Raw genomic sequence first — 19,186 nt, 5'->3', positions numbered from 1 at the left:
TTCGCCACGGCCGCAACGAGTTCCGCGCGGCCGACCCACTGCATCCCGCCCTGCACGACGGGGTGCTCGACCCCGAAGGTCTCGGTGAACTTCGTCGTAATCGTCATATCGGTAACCTCGTCTCTAAACTGTCGCAGTATCGCTTCGGTGTCGGCTCGGCGCGCGTGGACGGACCGTGATGCGCCTGGATGTCCTCGCATTGCGGCCACGCGCCAGCGCGCATTTCAGTGCCTGGCACTGTCATTCCTTCCCGCCGACACGTTCAAATCCCCGCAGCGTCGGCGATGTCCCAGGCTTTGCGCACCAGCGTGTCGATCCGCTCCAGCGTCGGCGTTCCAACTGCAGCCCGGTTCTGCGGCTCCTCCATCGCCCGGCGCATCACGCCTTCGGCGATTATCGCCAGCTTCCACAACCCGAGAACATGCCAGTACTGCAGGGCGGCCGAGTCGCGACCGGTCTCTTCCAGGTACAGCTTTGCCATTTCCGCGCGATCGGGAAATCCATGCAGTGTGGACGGCGCGAAGTCACCGCCCGTGGTCTCGCCGGGCTCTGGCCAGTAGGTGAGCAGGGTGCCCATGTCGGCGAGCGGATCGCCCAGCGTGGACAGCTCCCAGTCCAGCGTCGCCACCACCTCGCCAGTCTCGGGCGAGGTGATTAGGTTGCGCAGATGAAAGTCGCCGTGCACCAGGCTGATTTCGTGTTGCTCGGGAATGGTAGCGGTGAGCCGGCGGGTGAGGTCGTCCAGTTCGGGTAGCTCGCGAGTCTTGGACAGTTCCCATTGCCCCGCCCACCGCTTGAGCTGGCGCTGCGCATACGGTTTGCGGCTGGCCAGATCATCAAGCCCCACCTTCGCAAGGTCGACGGCGTGGATCTTGGCCAAGGTGCGCGGTAGGGATAGGGCGATCTGGTGCCGCTGGTGCGGCGTCAACGCGCCGGCGACATCCATGGTGTCCACGACCAATCCATCGACGAACTCCATCAGCACGAGCGGGACTGCGGAGAACTCTGAATCGGTTGTGACGCCCAGAATTCGGGGAACGGCCACGTCGGTGTCCCCCAAGGCGGCCATGATTCGCGCCTCACGCTCGACGTCGTGAGCTGATGCCAGCAGCGGACCCAACGGCGGGCGACGTAGCACCCAGGCGGAACCAGCTTCGTCGGTGACCCGGTAAGTCAGATTCGATTGGCCGAGGCCGATCCGGTGAAGATGCAGGGGCGCAATGAATTCCACTCCCAGGGTGGCGAGCCACCGCGCCACCGCATCAGCATCGAAACCGATTACCTCCACGGTTTCAGTCAATTGACGGCGCCGTTCCGGAACAGCCTGGCGTCGCCGAGGCGCTGTCCGCCGTCGATCACGAACGTCTCCCCGGTGACCCAGCTTGCCGCATCGGAGACGAGGAACGCGATGGCCGACGCGACATCTTCGGGTTCACCGATGCGCGCCAGAGCGGTGGCCGAAGTCAGCTGCGTTTCATGCGCTTTCCATAGCGCCTCGGCCAGTTTGGTGCGCACCACGCCCGGTGCGACAGCGTTGACCCGCACGTTCGGTGACAGTTCGAGCGCCAGTTGCTTGGTGAGGTGGATCAGCGCGGCCTTCGATGCGTTGTACAGTCCGAGGTTCGCTTCGAAGCCCATCCCGCCGATGGACGCTGTGTTGACCACGACTCCGCCGTGCTCACCCATCCATGCCCGTGTCGCCAATGACGTCCACAGGATGGGCGCCCAGAGGTTCACGTCGAATGTCTTGGCGAAGCGGGCATGGTCCTGGTCGATCACCGGGCCGAAAGACGGGTTGGTGCCGGCGTTGTTGACGAGGATGTCGACGCTGCCGAACCGTTCGAGCGTCAGGTCGATGCAGCGTTGGGTGGCGTGCTCGTCGGTGGCATGTGCGCCAACACCAATGGCGTTGCCGGTCACTTCGTCGGCTGCGGCGTCCGCTGACTCCTGGCTTCGCGACGTCAAGACGACGTTGCCGCCTGCTCGCGCAATTGCTTGCGCTGCAGCCAAACCGATGCCTCGGGAGGCGCCGGTGATGATCGCGGTGCGCCCAGTGAGATCCAGTTGGCTCATGTCGTTGCTCCGTCTCGATGTTTGCGCAACTCCTGTTTGGCGATGGCGCGCGTGTGTACCTCATCGGGTCCGTCGGCGAGTCGCAGCGTGCGCAGGTGTGCCCACGCCATCGCCAGCGGGAAGTCGTCGGTGACGCCGCCACCGCCATGCACCTGGATAGCCCGGTCGACGACCTTCAGCGCGATATTCGGCGCGGCCACCTTGATCGCCGCGATCTCGGTGCGGGCCTCCTTGTTGCCTACCGTATCCATCAGATGAGCGGCTTTGAGGGTGAGCAGCCTGACCATCTCGATCTCGATGCGAGACTCGGCAATCCAGTCGCGGATGTTCGCGTTCTCGCTGACCGGTTTTCCGAAGGTGACGCGCGACTGGGCGCGCGTGCACATCAGCTCGAGGGCCCGTTCGGCCATGCCGATCGCCCGCATGCAGTGATGGATGCGACCGGGGCCCAGGCGGGCCTGGCTGATCGCGAAGCCCTCCCCCTCGCCCTTGAGCACATCCTTCGCAGGTACCCGGACATTGTCGAAGGCGATCTCGGCGTGCCCTTCGCGGTCCTGGTAGCCGAACACCGGCAGGTTGCGCATCACCGTGATGCCGGGCGCGTCGATCGGCACGACCATCATTGACTGCTGGCGGTGCACCGGCGCCGTCGGGTCGGTCTTGCCCATCACGATCAGGACCTTGCAATTGCGGTGCATACCATTGGACGCGAACCACTTTCGCCCGTTGAGGACGTACTCGTCGCCGTCGCGGACCATCGACATTTCCACGTTCGTCGCGTCCGAACTGGCCACCTGGGGCTCGGTCATCGCAAACGCCGACCTGATCGTGCCGTCCAGCAACGGCTTGAGGTAGCGCGCCTTGTGTTCCTCGGTGCCGAAGAGCGTGAGCACCTCCATGTTGCCGGTGTCCGGTGCGCTGCAGTTGCACGCTTCGGGAGCAAGGTGGCTGCGACCCATGATCTCCGCCAGCGGTGCGTACTCGAGGTTGGTCAGCCCCGGCCCCCATTCGGGATGCGGGTGAAAAAGGTTCCACAGCCCGCGGTTTCGCGCCTCGCCCTTGAGCTCCTCCAAGATCGGCGGGTGGAAGTGCGGATCGCCCGATTCCCGCATCTGCTGGTCGTAGATCGCCTCGGCCGGGTAGACGTGGGAATCCATGAACTCGAGCAGATCTAACTGGTACTGCTGGCCGCGCTCGGAAACATCGAACAGGGACACCATGGCCAACCCCTTGCCTAGTGCGTAACGTCGAGAATCTCGTCGCGGGGGGTGCCGACGCGTTCGAGCGCCTTGTAGAACCGCTGGGGCTCCGCCCATTCTTCGGGCGTGAACACCCCTGCGCGGGTTCCGGGTTCCTCGTCGAGTGCCACAACCATGAACGCGGCGCAGGCCGTTCCCGTCGCCGCCGCCATATCGGTGAACAGGTAGGTTCCAGGGCCGCTCACCGGGGTCCGACGGCCGACCACGATGGGTATGCCATTCCGCAGACCGGTCACCTCGACCTTCAGGCCAGCCTTGTAGGGGAAGGTACGTCCCGCCGCCGCCAGGGCAAGAAACTTGATCAGCTCGGCGCGCGTCACCTCGCCGGTGCGCACGAGATTGCGCATTCCCGATAGTGCGTGTCGCCAGCCCTTCAGGCTGCCGAACTTGTTGGTCAGCAGAGCCTCCAAGAAGTCGATTGCCTTCTCCACAGGCATTTCGCCCTTCTGTACGGCCAGGCCCACGCCGCGGACGAGACCGTTGTACGGTGCCGGGTCCAGACCGCCGAAGCAGCGAATATTTTTGGCATTTGGGTACTTTCGTGGCAATGTCACAGGCTCCGGGTGCGCGGTCTCGTGCACCATGGTCAGACCCAGTCCGCCGCCCAACTCGGTCCAGCGGGTCTCCACGTACGACTGGTGCATCACCGGTCCGCCGTTCTGCCAGGTCATGCAGGGGCCGGCGGCGACGCGCAGCATGTGGTCGAGCACCGCGCGGCCGATGGATCCGCGCTCATCGCCGACTACCCAATACACATCGATGTTCTCGACGCTGTCGAGTTCGCCGGCCGCGTCGGCGGCCAGCACATTGGTGATGCCTGGCGAGGCGCCGCATCCGACGTACATCGGCACCCCAGCCGTCCGAGCGTCTTCGTGCAAAGTCAGTGCGTGCAGCGTGCTCTCGATGTCGTCATCGAAATCGAGATACGGGACCTTGGCCGCCAGGCACGCCTCCATCACGGGTCCGGCGGTGCGGTTGTACGGACCGGCACCGAGCACGACGAGGGCGGCCCCCTCGATGGCGTTGCGGAGCCCCTCGGCGTCGTACAGGTCGAGCCGCGCGGCGGTGGCCAGGCCGGCAGGCAGCTTCTTGACCAGCGACTCCAGCAGCTCGGGCCGGATGTCATAGAGAGCCAGCTCCCAATCGCCTTCCGCGACCGCGAAGCGCTCGATCGCCAACCGGCACATCTCCCCCGCGGCCCCGATGAATACCACGCGCTTGGCCATGGCCCTCTCCGATCTGTTCGATATCGCCGCAGACCCCGCGGCGCAGGTATTTGTGTGGCGTGGGGCGCTACACCCCATTGAGTCGATTCAAAACCCGATTCGGGTTCGACTCTAACATCCGGTGCGGCGCTGTCAATGCCCCGCGCCCAGCCGATTGGGCCAGTTGCGCGGGTGCCGCGTCGACGCCGGCGGCGCATACGTCTCGAGATAGGCGGTGACGACTCGGAACCCTTCATCGATCGTGGCGTCATCCCCCGTCGGGCTCCGTTGAAACGCGATATCGAAGATTCGATCGCCGACCTTGAAGGCAAGTTGGACGACGAATCGCGGGGTATCTGGACGGATAAGGCTTCGTGCGACGAGGAAGCGCCAGAGCTGCTCTGCCCACGACTCGTCGAAGCCGTCCGCCAGCTCACGAAGTACCGAACTCCGGCCCACGAACCACAACTGGACGATGCTCGGATGCTCACGGCAGTAGGTGAGTAGCGGCTCGATCATCGCGTCGACGGCGTCGCGCAACGTCTGCACCTGGGGATGGTTCAGCGCCTCGGCGAAGCGCTCATCGAGTGCGCGAACGTGCCGGCGCCCAAGCTCGGCGTCGAGCTGTTGGCGATCGGTGAAGTAGTGGTACAGCGACGCGGTCGGGATGCCCGCGTGCTCGCCGATCCCCTTCAGGGTGGCGGCGGCGTAGCCCTGCGCGGCGAGCAGCGACTCCGCCGTGGCGAGGATGGTCTCCATGCGCGCGATCCCGCGGCGCTGCACCACGGTCGTGGGCGCGGCCGCCCGATGCGTAGGCGTGTTTTCGAACACGATTCGAGATCGTATCAGGTATTGAGGGCTTCGGCCTCTCACTATAAAATCAAAAGCGATTCGGGATCGGATTAGTCTCTGCTGTTCGTCCGCCAGACTGCAAGGAGACACTCCATGTCGACGACCACAACGTCCCGTCGGACACAGATGTCGTATTTCGACGTGTTGGTGGTCGGCGCCGGGATTTCGGGCATCGGTGCGGGCTACCACCTCAAGACCCACCGCCCGAACACCACGTTCGCGATTCTCGAGGGTCGTGACTCGATCGGCGGCACCTGGAGTCTGCACCAGTACCCCGGCATCCGCTCCGACTCGGATATGCCCACCTTCGGCTACGGCTTCAAGCCGTGGACGCACCGTAAGTCGATCGCGGACGGGCACATCATCCTGGACTATCGGCCGCCAAACTCCGGAGGCCACGGATCCAGTTGGCGCCGGCGGTATCCACGGCACGCTTCAGCGACGCCGGATTGAGCAACGGATTGTTGGATGGCGCGGCGGCCGCCACCACATTGTCGACGAACAGCCGCACCCGCTCCTTGGTGCGCCACGTCACGTCGGCGTGCGACACGATGTCTTCGACCGCCGCGGATCCGGCGAGATACCCGAGCGCGACTCGTCGCAGCACGGCGTTGTCCTGCCAGCCGGCGTCGGCGAACCGACCGTCGTGCGCGCCCGGTGTGTCGTCGATACCGCGCACGATCGTGGCGATCTCGCGGGCCGCGCGCGCCGCCCTGTTCAGCGCCGGGCCGGGTTGGCGGGCGAGCACGTACGCCGTTTCACTGAGCTCGGCGCCGGGGACGCGGCCTCGCCACGTGTTCATCGCTGCGGCGGTCAAGACTGACTCGAACCCGCCCGCGGGCACGTCATCGGCCGTCCGGTCCGGCAGATTCGCTTGGCTCATGGTGCATTCCCCCGTGTGACTATCGGAGCGGATCGCCCCACTGCACCTGTTCGCGCAGCCGGCTCTTGAGAAGCTTGCCGCTGGCATTGCGGGGCAACGCCTCGGGGAGCACCACGGCGAACTGCGGGACCTTGAAGTCGGCGAGATGGGCGCGGCAGTGCGCCAGCACCGTGTCGATGTCGATCTGAGCCTGGTCGGCGTAGAGGACGGCGCCGACCTTCTCCCCCATCACCTCGTCGGGGACCGGCAGTACCGCGGCGTCGGCAACGCCGGGCGCGCTGAGCAGGACGGCCTCAACCTCCAAACTGGAAACGTTCTCTCCGCCGCGGTTGATGATGTCCTTCATCCGATCGATGATGTGCACGCGGCCGGCCTCGTCGACCCGGACGACGTCGCCGGTATGCAGCCAACCGTCCACGATGGTTTCGGCGTTCGCCTCGGGCCTGTTCCAGTACCCGGTGGTGACGTTGGCGCCCCGGACCACCAGCTCGCCGACGTTCGGGTCGTCGCCCAGCGGAACCACGCCGAGGTCAACCGACGGCACCGCGTATCCGACCGAATCGGCGTGCTGCGCGGCGTCCTGGTCTGGCAGGACGGTGATCAACGATGCGGTCTCGGTCATGCCGTAGCCGTTCATCAGCTTCGCTCTTGGGAACGCGGCTTTCAACGCGCGCACCAGCGACGGCGCGATCGGGGCGCCGCCGTAGGCGACGGTGCGCAGTGTGGATACCTCGGCGTCGGCAAAGTTCGGGTGACGCAAAAGCAGGGAATAGACCGACGGGACGGTCACCATGAAGGAGATCTGTTCTGCCGACAGGGTTTCGATTACTTTCGGCAGGTCGAGTGAAGGCATGATCACCGACGTGCCGCCGACGTAGGCGGCGACCAGCAATTGCGAATTGCAGCCGGTGACATGGAACAGCGGAACGGAGATCAGCGTGCGCAGCTGCGACCCGAAATCGCGCTGCACGGAAAGGCAGCGAATCATGTTCTCGGCGTTGGTGATGAACGCCTCATGTGTCGTCGGCACGCCCTTGGGACGGCCGGTGGTGCCCGAGGTGTAGAAGAAGGCGGCGACGTCGGCGGCGGCTATACCCTCGGAGACGAAGGGATCGCCGTCGGGCAGTGCGGTGTCGGCGGCCAGATCTACTGCCACACCGGAATCGGTTAGTACGAATTCCACTTCCGGTTGTGCTGACCGCGTATTGACCACCACCGCGACGGCGCCGGCGAGCACAATGCCCCAAAACGCAACGACCCAGTCGATGCCCGCCGGATACCGCAAGGCCACTCGATCCCCACGCTGTACACCCTGGGCATGCAGGCCGCCGGCCACCCGTTCGGCTCGCTCCCACAGCTGCGCGTAGGTCAGCCGGGCACCGCCGATTTCGACGACCGCCTCGGCATCCGGACGCGTCTCGACGTGCGCGTGCAGCATTTCCCCCAGCGTGGCAGGCACATCCACGTAGTGCACGACACCGCGGTCGTCTGGGGCCAGGCCCGAGGGCGGGAAGGGATTCTGCGAGCGCGTGACTTCGATGACGGGACCTGTCATTGGGGGCCTCCAAAGCAGTTTGGTGCTACAACGACTGCCGGATTACTTCAGCAGGGCACGGCTCATGACCACGCGCTGGATTTGGTTGGTGCCTTCGTAGATCTGGGTGATCTTCGCGTCGCGCATCATCCGCTCGACCGGGAAGTCCTGGGTATAGCCGGCGCCGCCGAACAGCTGCACCGCGTCGGTGGTGACCTCCATGGCCACGTCGGAGGCGAAGCACTTGCTCGCTGCGGAGATGAAGCCCAGGTTCGGTTCGTCCCGCTCGGCGCGCGCCGCCGCCGTGTACACCATCAGCCGGGCAGCCTCCACCTTCATCGCCATGTCGGCCAACATGAACTGCACGGCCTGAAAATCGCTGATCGATCGACCGAATTGCTTTCGGTCCTTCGTATATTCGATCGCCGCATCCAATGCGCCCTGTGCGATGCCAACTGCCTGCGCGCCGATCGTCGGGCGGGTGTGATCCAGCGTCGCCAATGCCGTCTTGAAGCCGGTGCCCGGCTTCCCGATCATTCGATCCCCGGACACCCGGCAATTCTCGAAATACAACTCGGTGGTCGGCGACCCCTTGATGCCCAGCTTGCGCTCCTTGGGCCCCACCGAAAAGCCCTCGTCGTCCTTGTGCACCATGAACGCCGATATCCCGTTGGCGCCGCTATCTGGGTCGGTGACTGCCATCACCGTGTACCACGTCGACTGGCCGCCGTTGCTGATCCAGCACTTGGCGCCGTTGAGAATCCAGTCATCGCCGTCGGCCTTGGCGCGGGTGCGCATAGAGGCCGCATCGCTGCCGGCTTCCCGCTCCGACAGCGCATACGACGCCATCGCCCCAGCCGCGACCTCCGTGAGAACCTGCTTCTTCAACTCCTCGGAGCCAGCCAGGATTAAACCCATGGTGCCCAGCTTGTTGACCCCCGGTATCAGCGAGGCCGACGTGTCGACGCGGGCAACTTCTTCCACGACGATGCAGGCGGCCACTGAATCTGCTCCTTGCCCGCCGTACTCCTCGGGCACATGAATCGCATTGAACCCCGACGCGTTCAGCGCCGCCAACGCCTCCTCCGGGAACCGCGCCTGCTCATCCACCTCGGCGGCGTGTGGCGCGATTTCCTTCTCCGCCAACGCGCGAACGGCTGCTCGCAGCTCTTGATGCTCTTCGGGCAACTGAAACAAATCAAACATCGAGTCTCCTCATGAAGTCGCCGTGCGGTCCAGGGGCTGCAATGAACCTCGAAAAACCGGTCAATCCGCTGGCCGCAAGGCGTGCCAAAGACTGATACCTGCGGGCAGGAGAACCGGGGATAGGACCAGCAGGAGAACAAAGAAGGCCGTCAGCATGACTCAGTGACTTTCTGCGTGTAGATGATGAATGATTCGGTCCCGAATCGGGTTCGAGTTTAGCGCTCCGACCCTTGAGGGTCAAGGAATCCCTCAACCTTTGACGCGTACCGCCTCGTTCGACCGGTGTTGGTCCCGCAGTGCGAACTTCCGAACCTTGCCGGTCGAGGTCTTTGGCAGTGTTTCGACGACCTCTACCGTGTCGGGCACCTTGTAACCGGCGAGCTGTCTGCGGATGTGGCCCCGCAACTCTTCTGCAGTCGCCGTACAGTCAGGTCGCAAAACGACATACGCCTTGGGCCGCTCGCCCCACTTTTCGTCGGGTATGCCCACAACGGCGACCTCCAGCACTGCAGGGTGCGAATCGAGCGCCGCCTCGACCTCGATCGTCGAGATGTTCTCACCGCCGGAAACTATGATGTCCTTCGCGCGGTCGCGAAGCTCGAGGTATCCGTCGGGGTGCATCACACCCAGGTCGCCCGAGTGAAACCAGCCGCCGCGAAACGCCTCCGCGGTCGCCTCGCGGTTATCGAAGTAGTAGGACATCACGTTGTTGCCGCGCATAACCACCTCGCCCATGGTGGTGCCGTCGCGCGGCACATCGTTCATCTGCTCGTCGACAACCCGGATGCCGTCGCTGACCACGATGCCGACACCCTGCCTCGCCATCAGCTTCGCAACATTACCCGGATCCTCTGCCGCCCAGTCAGTTTGCCGTTCACATACGGTGTACGGGCCGTAGGTCTCGGTCAAACCGTATACGTGCACGATCGTCGCCCCGAACCCTTCGATGGTGGAGATCACCGTCGGGCTCGGCGGCGCTCCCGCCGTCGTCACTACCAGTTCATGCGCGAGATCGTGTGCGTTGCGCGCGTTGGCGATAGCAACCAGCACGGTGGGTGCGCCATTGAGATGCGTGACCCCTTCGGCGTCGATCAACCGCCAGATCTCCCGCGCATCCACCGCCCGCAGGCACACATGTGTACCGCCGACCGCGGTGACACCCCACGTCGTGCACCAGCCGTTGCAGTGGAACATCGGCAGCGTCCACAGGTAGACCGAGTCGGGTGAATGGCGCGAGTGGATCACCTCGCCGAGCGCGTTCAGATACGCGCCGCGGTGGTGGTAGACCACGCCTTTCGGCTTCCCGGTGGTGCCGGAGGTGTAGTTGATCGAGATCGGGCCGCACTCGTCGGGCACCGCCCACGGCAGCGGGTCGTCGCTGCCGCGCGCCAGGAATTCGTCGTAACCGATGCCACCGACGGTGGGGTCGGGTTGTGCGCCCGCCGCGGGGTCGACCACCGTGACGATTTCGCGGACCGTCACCAGCTCATCCACCACGGGTGCCACGGTCCGATGCAGTTCGGCATCGACGACGAGCACCTTCGCGCCGGCGTGGTCGCAGATGTGGCGTACCTCGGCCGGCGCCAGCCGGGTATTGATGGCTACCAGCACCGCGCCCGCGAGTCCGACCCCGAAGTGCGCAACAAGCATCTCGGGGATGTTCGGCATCAAATACGCGACCCGGTCCCCCGGCTGGATGCCGCCGGCGCGCAATGCATTCCCGAGCCGAGTCGCCTCGCGGGCGAACTCGCGATAGGTGATCCGCCGGTCGTGATAGACAATGGCGGCCTTGTCCGGGAACACCCGCGCCGAGCGGTCCAGGAAAGCCAACGGCGTCAGGTCGGTGAACGAAACAGCATCTACGGTGGCCATATCAGTGAATGATCACGCCGCGAATGTTCCTGCCGTCACGCAAATCTTGGTAGCCCTGGTTGACGTCCTCGAGCCGGTATTTCGTCGTCACGAGCTCATCGAGCTTCAGCTGCCCGGCGTCGTAGAGCCGCAGCAGCCGCACGATGTCGTACTGCGGGTTCGCCGAGCCGAACAGCGTTCCCCGGATGGTCTTTTCGCTGAGGGTCAGGTCCAAACCGGAGACGTGGATCGTCAACTTATCGGGGGCGGCCATACCCGTGACGACGAGCGTGCCGCCCTTACCGAGGACGCCGAAGGCAGCCGAGATGACCTCTTCGTCAACGGTGCCGACGGTGACAATGGCCTGGTCTGCACCCTGCCCCCAGGACAATTCGTTCACCTTCTCGGCGGCCGCGGCTGCGTCGTCAAAGGCGTGTGTCGCACCGAATTTCAGCGCGGTCTCGCGCTTGAACGCAACGGGATCGACGACGACTACGTACTTGGCGCCGGCGTGTGCGGCACCCTGCACGGCATTGATGCCGATACCGCCGATGCCGTAGATGACGGTGATATCCCCCGGGCGGACGTTACCGGCGTAGGTCGCACTGCCCCATCCGGTCGGCACGCCACAGCCGGTCAGGACCGCGGTCTCCAGCGGCAGCCAATCGTCGATCTTGACGACCGAATTCGCCGAGATCGTGGCCTTCTGAGAGAAGGTACCCAGCATGCACATCGCCCCGAAATCCTGTCCTCCGCCGTGGAATCGGAACGAACCGTCCGGCATGCAGCCGTCGAGGATCGTGGCCCCCATGTCGCACAGATTCTGCCTACCGGTCGAGCAATACCGGCAATGACCACAGTTAGGGATGAAACTGCACACGACATGGTCACCGGGCTTGACCTTCGTGACGCCGGGACCGACGTCTTCGATGATGCCGGCGCCCTCGTGTCCACCGACGATCGGGAACCGAGGCGGTAGATCGCCATCGGTGAGATGCAGGTCGGAGTGACACAAGCCGGCGGCCGTGTAGTTGATCAATACTTCGCCTTCGCGAGGGCCGTCGAGCGCGAGTTCCATGATCTCGAAGGGCTTGCCCGCCTCCAGAAGTACTGCTGCTGTGGTTTTCACCAGAATCTCCTTTGTTGAACGCGCTCTACAGGGCGACGTTGACGGCTTTGGTTTGCGTGTAGAGGTCGATCGCCGACGAGCCCAGTTCACGTCCCCAGCCGGACTGCTTGTAGCCTCCGAAGGGCATCGCCGTGTCGAAGCCGTTGTACTGGTTGACCCAGACCGAGCCGGCCTTCAGCAGGCGAGCCGCCCTGTGCGCCTTCGAGATGTCCCGGGTCCACACTCCCGCCGCCAGCCCGTAGATCGAATCATTGGCCGCCGCGATCGCTTTAGCGATACCGTCGTCAGCGTTGAACGGCATGACCGCCACGACCGGGCCGAAGATCTCCTCACGCACGACGCTGAAGTCCGGCCGCACATCCACGAATACCGTCGGCTCGACGAAGTAGCCCGTTTCACCCCAGCGCTTTCCGCCGGTGAGTGCCCGCGCCCCGTCGGCCAGACCCTCGCGCAGGTACCGAGTGACCCGGTCGAACTGGTCCTGGTCCACCAGCGGTCCGAGCTGGGTGGCCGGATCGAGACCGGGCCCGATCTTCACCTGGCTTGCGGCCTCGGCGACGGCACCGGTGAACTCGTCGAAGATCTTGTCCTCCACCAACAACCGCGTCCCCGCCACGCAGCATTGGCCGTGGTTGAACAGCCACGCATTCACCGAACCCTCGACCGCAGGGTCGAATTCGGCGTCGGCGAACACGACGTTCGCGCTCTTGCCGCCCAATTCCAGGGACACCTTCTTGAGGTTGCCCTTGGCCGCATCAAGAACGAGCTTGCCGACCTCCGTCGACCCCGTGAAGGCGATCTTGTCGACGGCGTCGTGCGCGGCGAGCGCCGCGCCCGCATCACCGAAGCCGGTGACGATGTTCACCACGCCAGGCGGGAATCCTGCCTCGGTGAAGATCTCTCCGAGCAGTAGCGCCGTCAGCGGCGTTTGCTCGGCAGGCTTGAGAACTACGGTGTTGCCCGCGGCAAGGGCCGGCGCCAGCTTCCACGTCGCCATCAGGAGCGGGAAGTTCCACGGCACGATGAGCCCGCACACCCCGACCGGCTCCCGCAGCGTGTACGCGTGGAACTGCGCACCGGGCGCGAACGGCATCGAGACGCTGGGTGTCGATCCCTCGATCTTCGTCGCCCAGCCCGCGTAGTAGCGGAACACATCCGCCGACCAGCCCGCGTCGACGACCGTCGCAGTACCCGCGGACTTGCCGTTGTCCATCGCCTCGAGCTGGCCGAATTCCTCGGCGCGCGCGGAGATCATGTCGCCGACCCGCCACAGCAACCGCTCGCGCTCGTTCGGCCTCATCCACTGCCACGGACCCTCGTCGAACGCGCGGCGAGCCGCCCGCACGGCACGATCTACATCTTGTTGTTCCGAGTGCGCCACCTCGACCAGCGGATGGCCGGTGGCAGGGTCGTAGGTCGGAAAGGTCCGGCCTGACACCGCGTCGACCCACGCACCGTCGATAAGCAGCTTCTTCGGCCCGCCATTGAGAAATGAACGGACTTCGTCGTGGATCGGGTATTCGGCGAGCGATGTCATGCGTGGCCTCCGTCTGGGATCACACCCGCGTCGGGGCGGAGCGACCTATCTCGATCTCGAATTGGGATCGAGTTTAGGGTCACTTGCGGAACTGTGTCAATCGGGTGCGTATGACCGTTGACACACCGGGCTAGAGGGCATAAAGTCGATCACGAATCGGGTTCGAATCAAGCTCAGCCACGGACAGGCGGGAAGATGAGCAACAACAACCAGGCGACGGCCAAGAGGATCGTCTTCATCGGGGCGGCCGGCGAGATGTGCCGTGTCGCGATCGAGCGGTTCGCGAGGACGGCCGACGATAAGGACTGGAAGCTGGAGTTGTATGACATCCGGCCGGACGCGCTCGACGCCTTGGTGAAAAAACTGCCCGCCGGGTCGGCGACTGTCGGGTCGTTTGACCTCTTCGACGGGGCTGCGCTGCGTAACGCGATTGACGGCGCCTCGCTCGTCGTGCTCGGCGCCGGACCGTACAACCGGACCGCGGAGCCGGTCATGGAGGCGTGCATCGAGAAGAAGGTGCCCTATCTCGACCTCGACGACGATGAGGCGAGCACGCGCGCGGCGTTGGAGCTCGACTCCCAGGCAAAGGCCGCAGGCGTGCCGATCCTCATCTGCTGTGGCGCGTCCCCCGGGTACACCAATGTGATGACTGCCGACGCGGCACGCGATATGGATGTTGTTGAGCGCATCGACATCTGCTGGGTGACGGGCGATGAGGGGCCGGTGCCGTTCGGGCGCGCGGTGCTTGATCATGCGATCCGTGGTTTCGCCGGGCCGTGCTGGACCTGGGAGAACGGTCGTGCCGTTCAACACCAGACGTTCCTGGAGACCGATGTGTTCGACGTCGGCAACTCACTTGGGGACGCCTACCGGTTCTACGAGTGCGCGCATCCGGAGGCGGTAACGCTGCCGCGGCGCTGGCCGGGCGCCGACCGGATCCGGGTGCTGGGCGCACTCGATCCGCCACCAACCAACGGCATCATGCGTGGTGTCGCGGTGGCGGTGCAGGACGGCAAGATTTCGATGGACGAGGCCATCGACTTCATCAACGACCTCCTGACCGACAAGACCGGCTCACTCAAGGTGTGGAGGCACGCGTTGTCCGGACTGTGGGGCACGATTCGCCGCGGCGAGATCGGCGTGACCGACGTGGCGAAATTCCTGGCGATGTCGGCGGCCAAAAAGCACCCTCCGTTCCGCGGGACCAACTATGTGCGGGTGACCGGCAAACGCGATGGGAAGCACGTGGTGTCGGTGCGTCGGGCGCCGGTAAGTGGGCCCGGTACCCCCTGGACCACCATGGCCTCACTCACTGGTTCGGCCACCGCTGCCTTCATGGTGTTGGCGATCGACGAACTGGGCGGACAGTCGGGGGTCTTGGCGCCGGAGGACTGGGTCGATCCGGAGAGTTTCTACCCGGCGCTCGCAGCCACCGGCGGCGCGTCGCTCCACGAGGTCGTCGAGGCGGTGGTCACACCGAGCACGGCAGTGACATCGCGGCGGGCGAGCAGCCCCGTTTCGTGACAGTCATGGAACTCTTGACCGAAACCGGGTGGGCCGAGCTGCCCACGACGGGCGAGCCTGCGCTCGCCGAGGACGTGACGTGTGACGTCGCCGTCATCGGAGGCGGCGTCGGCGGTATGACCGCAGCGCTGCGCCTCGCCGAGTCGGGTGCCGATGTCGTACTGCTCGAAGCGCAAATATGCGGGTGGGGTGCGAGCTCACGCAACGCCGGCTACGTCACCAACTCGATCGCGGCCGACCCGGCGCTGTTGGCATTGCTGTTCCGCCGCAGCAAGGTCCGCGCGCTGTTCCAGTTCGCCGAGGCCGCGGTGGAATTCACCCAGGATGCGATCGAGAAGCGCTCCATCGCTTGCGATTTCGAAAAGGTCGGCATCGTGCAGGCCGCGGTTTCGAAGGGTCAGCTCCGCAAGGCGCGGCGCAACGCAAAGATCATGGCGGAAGCAGGGTCGTCGGCCGAGTTCGTCGACGGACGAGACGCGGGCCTCCCCGAGGGCTTCCTCGGCGGCATGCGAGAGGGCATCGGCGGGATCTTGAACCCGGCGAAATATGTCCTCGGACTTCGCGACGCCGTCTTGACCTCGGAGACAAGGGTATTCGAGCATAATCCCGTTCGGGACGTCACCGACAGGGGCACCGGGGTGACCATCGAGACCACCAACGGTCGCGTGCACGCCAAGCAGGCGCTGCTCACCGCCAACGCCTACAACAAGAACCTGTCGATCACGCCTCGTCGACTGGTGTCCCCCGTGTGGACCTCACTGGTCGAAACCGAGCCGATCGCCCCCGAGCGCTTGGACGCCATCGGCTGGACCAGTCGCGCACCCATGGTGACCGCACACATGATCTTGGAGAACTACCGGGTCACGCCGCGCAACACTATCGTGTTCGGCACCCGCCGCCTCGAGACCACCAAGGGACCGCTTCTCGCGCGTACCCCATCGACTCCCGTCGTCAACGACCTTGTTCGCGGTTTCCGCGAGCGCTTTCCGGGGCTTCACGACGTCTCGCCGCAACGGACTTGGGGCGGCTGGATCGGCATGAGCTCCACCTGGCTGCCCGTGGCCGGAGAGGCGTCGCCCAATGTGTTGTATTCGTTGGCGTGCAACGGACACGGCTTCGCCCAGGCCCAGTATGTCGGCCACCTACTCGCCGGAAAAATCTCCGGCGAACCGATGCCTGCGGACCTGCAGACCATCTGGCACGCCGGCGCATTCTGGCCCAGCTTCGTCAGCCAGTCGGCGCTGAGCCTCGGTTGGTTCGCCGACCGGGTTTTCGATCGGCTTGCCCGCGTTTAACAGCCCACCACCATCAGGGAGTAGACATGGACATCAGAGGCGTGCTCTTCGCACTCGCAGATCTTCTCATGATCTTCGCCGGGTTAACCTACGGGTGGAGGTTCATCCGGGATTACAAGAACTATCTGCTCGGACTCGAATGGATCATCGTCGGGAGCTCCGGGGTCAACTTCTTGATCTACGGGATGCTCGGTCTGAGCCAGGAGAGCGCGAGTTTTCGCTTCGCAATCTTCCTCGATGCGTTCTCCAGGTCGGTGGGCATCACCTTGATCTTGGTCCTGGGTCTGATGGCGGTCACCCACGGCTACAAGCCCTCGAAAGCAGTTGATATCGGTGTATTCGCGTTCGGCGGGGTGCTCGGGCTGGTGTTGACCGTCTACTCCCTGCGGACGGCGGATCCCGTCACGCACCACATCGGGCTCGCCGGCGCAATCTTCTTCGTCGTGGTGAACGTTCTCACCACCATCTACCTGCTCTATTTCGCTGCACGCCTGTGGAATATCGGTGAGCGGGGCCATGCCGTGCGCGTCACTCTCGTGACAGCAATGGGAGCCGTCATCGCGGCGACATACGACTTCTATTGGGTTCCCGGTGACGACCATAACCGGACGCTCTTCTATATCGGTGCGCTCACGACCTGGGGGCTCCAGTTGACCGTCTACTACTACGCCTACCGCGCAATGCACAACCACAACGAACGGATTGGGTCGGAAGAGCCTGCGCCCCAACCAGTCACCTGATACGGCCGGTATTGGATCGATTACGACGCTGTCCGCTGGCGCTGCCTTCTTGCGTAGGTCTCGAGATAGGCGGTGACGAGGCGTCGCGTTTCATTGATCGTCGTGTCGTCGCCGGCTGGCGCGAGCCGGAACGCGACATCGAACAGTCGCCAGCCGGCCTCGAAGGCCAGCTGCACGGCAAACTCTGGAGTGTCGGCACGAATGAGATTTCGATCGATCAGCAACTCCCAGAATCGCTTTGCCTGCGACTCGTCGAATGCGCGTGCCAGCTCGGTGAGGATCGCGCTGCGGCCCGCGAACCACAGCTGAACGAAGCCCGGGTGCTTGCGGAAGTAGTGCAGATAGGCGTCGATAAGCGCATCGACGGCACCGCGCAGCGAGCGGAACTTGGAGTCGTTCAGTTCAGCTAGACGTCCGTCGAGGTCGCTGAGATGGCGCTGTACGAGTTCGGCGTCGACCTGATGACGGTCGGCGAAGTAGTGGTACACCGACGCGATCGGGATACCGGCCCGATCGCTGATTGCCTTGAGTGTCGCCGCCTCGTAGCCCTGCTCTTCGAGTAGCGATTCGGCGGCGTCGAGGATCGCCTGCACTCGCTCGATCCCTCGCCGCTGTACCGGCGCTGGACGGGCAGGTATCTGAACCGGCCGCTGAGTCTCGAACATGATTCGAGATCGTATCATTTTTCCTCTTCCGTTCGGCGGGCTTGTGACCTAAACTCGAATGCGACTCGAAATCGGTTCGATAGTCGACACGTCAACAGAACGGAAAGGCCCGTGGCCGAAAGCTATGACGTCGTGGTGATCGGCGCCGGCTTCGCCGGACTGATCGCAGCACGAGACCTCAGCGTCACCGGCCGTTCGGTGCTCCTCCTCGAAGCCCGCGACCGGATCGGTGGCCGGACGTATACCGGGGAAGCCTTCGACCGCCCGGTCGAGTTCGGCGGCGCCTATGTCCACTGGACCCAGCCGACCATGTGGCACGAACTCGAGCGCCACAACATTCCCCTGGCGGTTCCTCTGGAACCACAGACGGTGTACTGGCTCGCCGACGGCGCCACGCATGCCGGCACCCCGCAGGATTACGCCACTGCCGTCGATCCCCTGATGAGTCGGTTCTTCGCGGACGCACGAGCCCAGTTCCCGCTGCCCTTCGACGTCAATGCAGTCGATACCAGTGCCATCGAGAGCGAGACGCTCGAGGACCGGATGGGCTCGCTAGAGCTGTCCGCATACGAGCGGGATCTGCTCGACGGGGCGATCGCCAGCCTGGTCACTGCGAACAGGGAGCACGGCGTCGCGCAGCTCCTCTGCAGTGCGGCAACCTATTTCGGAAGTTATGCCGCATTCTTCGAGACCGCCGGTCTGTGGCCCATCGAGGGTGGCACCAAGCGGCTCATCGACGCCATCGCCGCCGAGTCCAACGCGCAACTGCGCCTGTCCACGCCCGTCGCTTCCGTCGACGATGACGGCGAAATTGTCACCGTGACCACCCGCGCAGGCGAGAAGCTCCGGACGCGCGCAGCGGTCATTGCGGTGCCGCTCAACACCCTGGGCGAGATCACCATCACCCCCGACGTTCCGCCGGCCGCGCGCACGATGATCGACCAGAAGAACCCGATCATGGCCTCGAAGATCTGGGTAAGAGCCAAAGGCGAGCTCGCGCCTTTCCAGGCAGTGGCGCCGGTCGGCAAGAATCCGATCAACGCCGCGAGGGTCGAGTACCACGCCGACGGCGACACCTTCATCATGTGCCTGTGCTCCGCGGCCGCGGCCATCGACGCCGCCGACCGGGACGCCGTACAGGCGGCGCTGCGGACATTCGTCCCCGACATCGAGGTGCTCGACACGGCCAGCCACGACTGGGCCACCGACGAGTTCTCCAAGGGCGGGTGGATGGTGCACCGGCCGGGACATTTCACCAATGGTGCTCCACTGCTGCGCAGGCCGCATGGGCGAATCCACTTCGCGGGAAGCGACATCGCCGGAATGGAAGCCGGCGCGATCGAAGGCGCCATGAGTACCGGGGCAAGCGCGGCGCGGAATGTTTTTGCGGCGCTCGCCGACCGTTCTTAGCGAACAGACGCGAATCAGATGGG

Annotated in this window: 16 protein-coding genes and 2 pseudogenes; 5 read left to right on the top strand and 13 right to left on the bottom strand. The window is 64.6% G+C overall.

Translation table 11 applies throughout. The annotated features are described in order from the left end of the window. The 6 genes and pseudogenes from AU188_RS25870 to AU188_RS21520 all read right to left on the bottom strand — a co-directional run. Positions 1 to 107: pseudogene (locus AU188_RS25870) on the bottom strand (nitronate monooxygenase); the annotation flags it as partial. A gap of 155 nt (positions 108 to 262) precedes the next feature. After that, complete coding sequence (locus tag AU188_RS21540) at positions 263 to 1,288, bottom strand: phosphotransferase family protein (protein WP_059165498.1); 1,026 nt, start codon at positions 1,286 to 1,288, stop codon at positions 263 to 265. 8 nt (positions 1,289 to 1,296) lie between these two features. After that, the gene (locus tag AU188_RS21535; RefSeq protein ID WP_059165497.1) at positions 1,297 to 2,073 is read right to left on the bottom strand and encodes an SDR family oxidoreductase; all 777 of its coding nucleotides are present in this window, start codon (positions 2,071 to 2,073) and stop codon (positions 1,297 to 1,299) included. Further along, entirely contained in the window at positions 2,070 to 3,290 is a 1,221-nt protein-coding gene (locus AU188_RS21530) for an acyl-CoA dehydrogenase family protein (RefSeq protein ID WP_059165523.1), read from the bottom strand. The genes AU188_RS21535 and AU188_RS21530 overlap by 4 nt, the downstream gene beginning before the upstream one ends. 17 nt (positions 3,291 to 3,307) lie before the next feature. Further along, a complete protein-coding gene (locus tag AU188_RS21525; RefSeq protein WP_059165496.1) occupies positions 3,308 to 4,558 on the bottom strand; it encodes a saccharopine dehydrogenase family protein in 1,251 nt (416 codons plus the stop codon). A gap of 132 nt (positions 4,559 to 4,690) precedes the next feature. Next, complete coding sequence (locus AU188_RS21520; RefSeq protein ID WP_059165495.1) at positions 4,691 to 5,368, bottom strand: TetR/AcrR family transcriptional regulator; 678 nt, start codon at positions 5,366 to 5,368, stop codon at positions 4,691 to 4,693. A gap of 114 nt (positions 5,369 to 5,482) precedes the next feature. Here AU188_RS21520 and AU188_RS25105 point away from each other — a divergent pair. Continuing rightward, positions 5,483 to 5,764, top strand: a pseudogene (locus AU188_RS25105) (NAD(P)-binding protein); the annotation flags it as partial. On the opposite strand, the gene AU188_RS21515 reads toward AU188_RS25105, so the two are convergent. The 6 genes from AU188_RS21515 to AU188_RS21490 form a co-directional block, all read right to left on the bottom strand. Then, positions 5,751 to 6,191: a hypothetical protein gene (locus AU188_RS21515; RefSeq protein WP_286137613.1), complete on the bottom strand. Its 441-nt coding sequence runs from the start codon at positions 6,189 to 6,191 to the stop codon at positions 5,751 to 5,753. The pseudogene AU188_RS25105 and the gene AU188_RS21515 overlap by 14 nt on opposite strands. Positions 6,192 to 6,291: 100 nt before the next feature. Further along, complete coding sequence (locus AU188_RS21510; protein ID WP_059165493.1) at positions 6,292 to 7,827, bottom strand: class I adenylate-forming enzyme family protein; 1,536 nt, start codon at positions 7,825 to 7,827, stop codon at positions 6,292 to 6,294. A 42-nt stretch (positions 7,828 to 7,869) separates the two neighbouring features. Then, complete coding sequence (locus tag AU188_RS21505; protein WP_059165492.1) at positions 7,870 to 9,012, bottom strand: acyl-CoA dehydrogenase; 1,143 nt, start codon at positions 9,010 to 9,012, stop codon at positions 7,870 to 7,872. Between the two features lie 249 nt (positions 9,013 to 9,261). Further along, entirely contained in the window at positions 9,262 to 10,884 is a 1,623-nt protein-coding gene (locus AU188_RS21500; RefSeq protein ID WP_059165491.1) for an acyl--CoA ligase family protein, read from the bottom strand. A 1-nt stretch (position 10,885) separates the two neighbouring features. Then, entirely contained in the window at positions 10,886 to 11,992 is a 1,107-nt protein-coding gene (locus AU188_RS21495) for an NDMA-dependent alcohol dehydrogenase (RefSeq protein WP_059165490.1), read from the bottom strand. A 25-nt stretch (positions 11,993 to 12,017) separates the two neighbouring features. Beyond that, positions 12,018 to 13,529: an aldehyde dehydrogenase family protein gene (locus AU188_RS21490; protein WP_059165489.1), complete on the bottom strand. Its 1,512-nt coding sequence runs from the start codon at positions 13,527 to 13,529 to the stop codon at positions 12,018 to 12,020. A gap of 195 nt (positions 13,530 to 13,724) precedes the next feature. Here AU188_RS21490 and AU188_RS21485 point away from each other — a divergent pair, with 195 nt between their 5' ends. From AU188_RS21485 to AU188_RS21475, 3 genes are read left to right on the top strand one after another with little or no spacing between them, the layout of a single operon-like run. Continuing rightward, the gene (locus tag AU188_RS21485; protein WP_059165488.1) at positions 13,725 to 15,053 is read left to right on the top strand and encodes a saccharopine dehydrogenase family protein; all 1,329 of its coding nucleotides are present in this window, start codon (positions 13,725 to 13,727) and stop codon (positions 15,051 to 15,053) included. 5 nt (positions 15,054 to 15,058) lie between these two features. Then, complete coding sequence (locus AU188_RS21480; RefSeq protein WP_059165487.1) at positions 15,059 to 16,348, top strand: NAD(P)/FAD-dependent oxidoreductase; 1,290 nt, start codon at positions 15,059 to 15,061, stop codon at positions 16,346 to 16,348. A gap of 26 nt (positions 16,349 to 16,374) precedes the next feature. Continuing rightward, entirely contained in the window at positions 16,375 to 17,088 is a 714-nt protein-coding gene (locus tag AU188_RS21475) for a hypothetical protein (protein ID WP_059165486.1), read from the top strand. Positions 17,089 to 17,108: 20 nt separating this feature from the next. Here AU188_RS21475 and AU188_RS21470 read toward each other — a convergent pair whose 3' ends face one another. Continuing rightward, positions 17,109 to 17,753, bottom strand: a complete 645-nt coding sequence (locus AU188_RS21470) for a TetR/AcrR family transcriptional regulator (protein ID WP_059165485.1) — start codon at positions 17,751 to 17,753, stop codon at positions 17,109 to 17,111. 111 nt (positions 17,754 to 17,864) lie between these two features. Between AU188_RS21470 and AU188_RS21465 the strand changes: the two genes are divergently transcribed. Beyond that, positions 17,865 to 19,163 (top strand): flavin monoamine oxidase family protein, encoded by a 1,299-nt coding sequence (locus AU188_RS21465; protein ID WP_059165484.1) that lies wholly within the window; start codon positions 17,865 to 17,867, stop codon positions 19,161 to 19,163. The last annotated feature ends 23 nt before the right edge of the window (positions 19,164 to 19,186 follow it).

The organism is Mycobacterium sp. IS-3022 (genome assembly GCF_001500065.1).
Classification (GTDB): domain Bacteria; phylum Actinomycetota; class Actinomycetes; order Mycobacteriales; family Mycobacteriaceae; genus Mycobacterium.
Note: the sequence above shows the minus strand (reverse complement) of the source record. Positions and strands in the feature narration are given on the sequence as shown.

Excerpts from the sequence above, each read along its gene's own strand:
- AU188_RS21510 (WP_059165493.1), bottom strand. The coding sequence starts at position 7,827 with ATGACAGGTCCCGTCATCGAAGTCACGCGCTCGCAGAATCCCTTCCCG.
- AU188_RS21490 (WP_059165489.1), bottom strand. The coding sequence starts at position 13,529 with ATGACATCGCTCGCCGAATACCCGATCCACGACGAAGTCCGTTCATTT.
- AU188_RS21485 (WP_059165488.1), top strand. The coding sequence starts at position 13,725 with ATGAGCAACAACAACCAGGCGACGGCCAAGAGGATCGTCTTCATCGGG.
- AU188_RS21475 (WP_059165486.1), top strand. The coding sequence starts at position 16,375 with ATGGACATCAGAGGCGTGCTCTTCGCACTCGCAGATCTTCTCATGATC.
- AU188_RS21535 (WP_059165497.1), bottom strand. The coding sequence starts at position 2,073 with ATGAGCCAACTGGATCTCACTGGGCGCACCGCGATCATCACCGGCGCC.
- AU188_RS21505 (WP_059165492.1), bottom strand. The coding sequence starts at position 9,012 with ATGTTTGATTTGTTTCAGTTGCCCGAAGAGCATCAAGAGCTGCGAGCA.
- AU188_RS21515 (WP_286137613.1), bottom strand. The coding sequence starts at position 6,191 with ATGAACACGTGGCGAGGCCGCGTCCCCGGCGCCGAGCTCAGTGAAACG.
- AU188_RS21500 (WP_059165491.1), bottom strand. The coding sequence starts at position 10,884 with ATGGCCACCGTAGATGCTGTTTCGTTCACCGACCTGACGCCGTTGGCT.
- AU188_RS21525 (WP_059165496.1), bottom strand. The coding sequence starts at position 4,558 with ATGGCCAAGCGCGTGGTATTCATCGGGGCCGCGGGGGAGATGTGCCGG.
- AU188_RS21470 (WP_059165485.1), bottom strand. The coding sequence starts at position 17,753 with ATGTTCGAGACTCAGCGGCCGGTTCAGATACCTGCCCGTCCAGCGCCG.
- AU188_RS21480 (WP_059165487.1), top strand. The coding sequence starts at position 15,059 with ATGGAACTCTTGACCGAAACCGGGTGGGCCGAGCTGCCCACGACGGGC.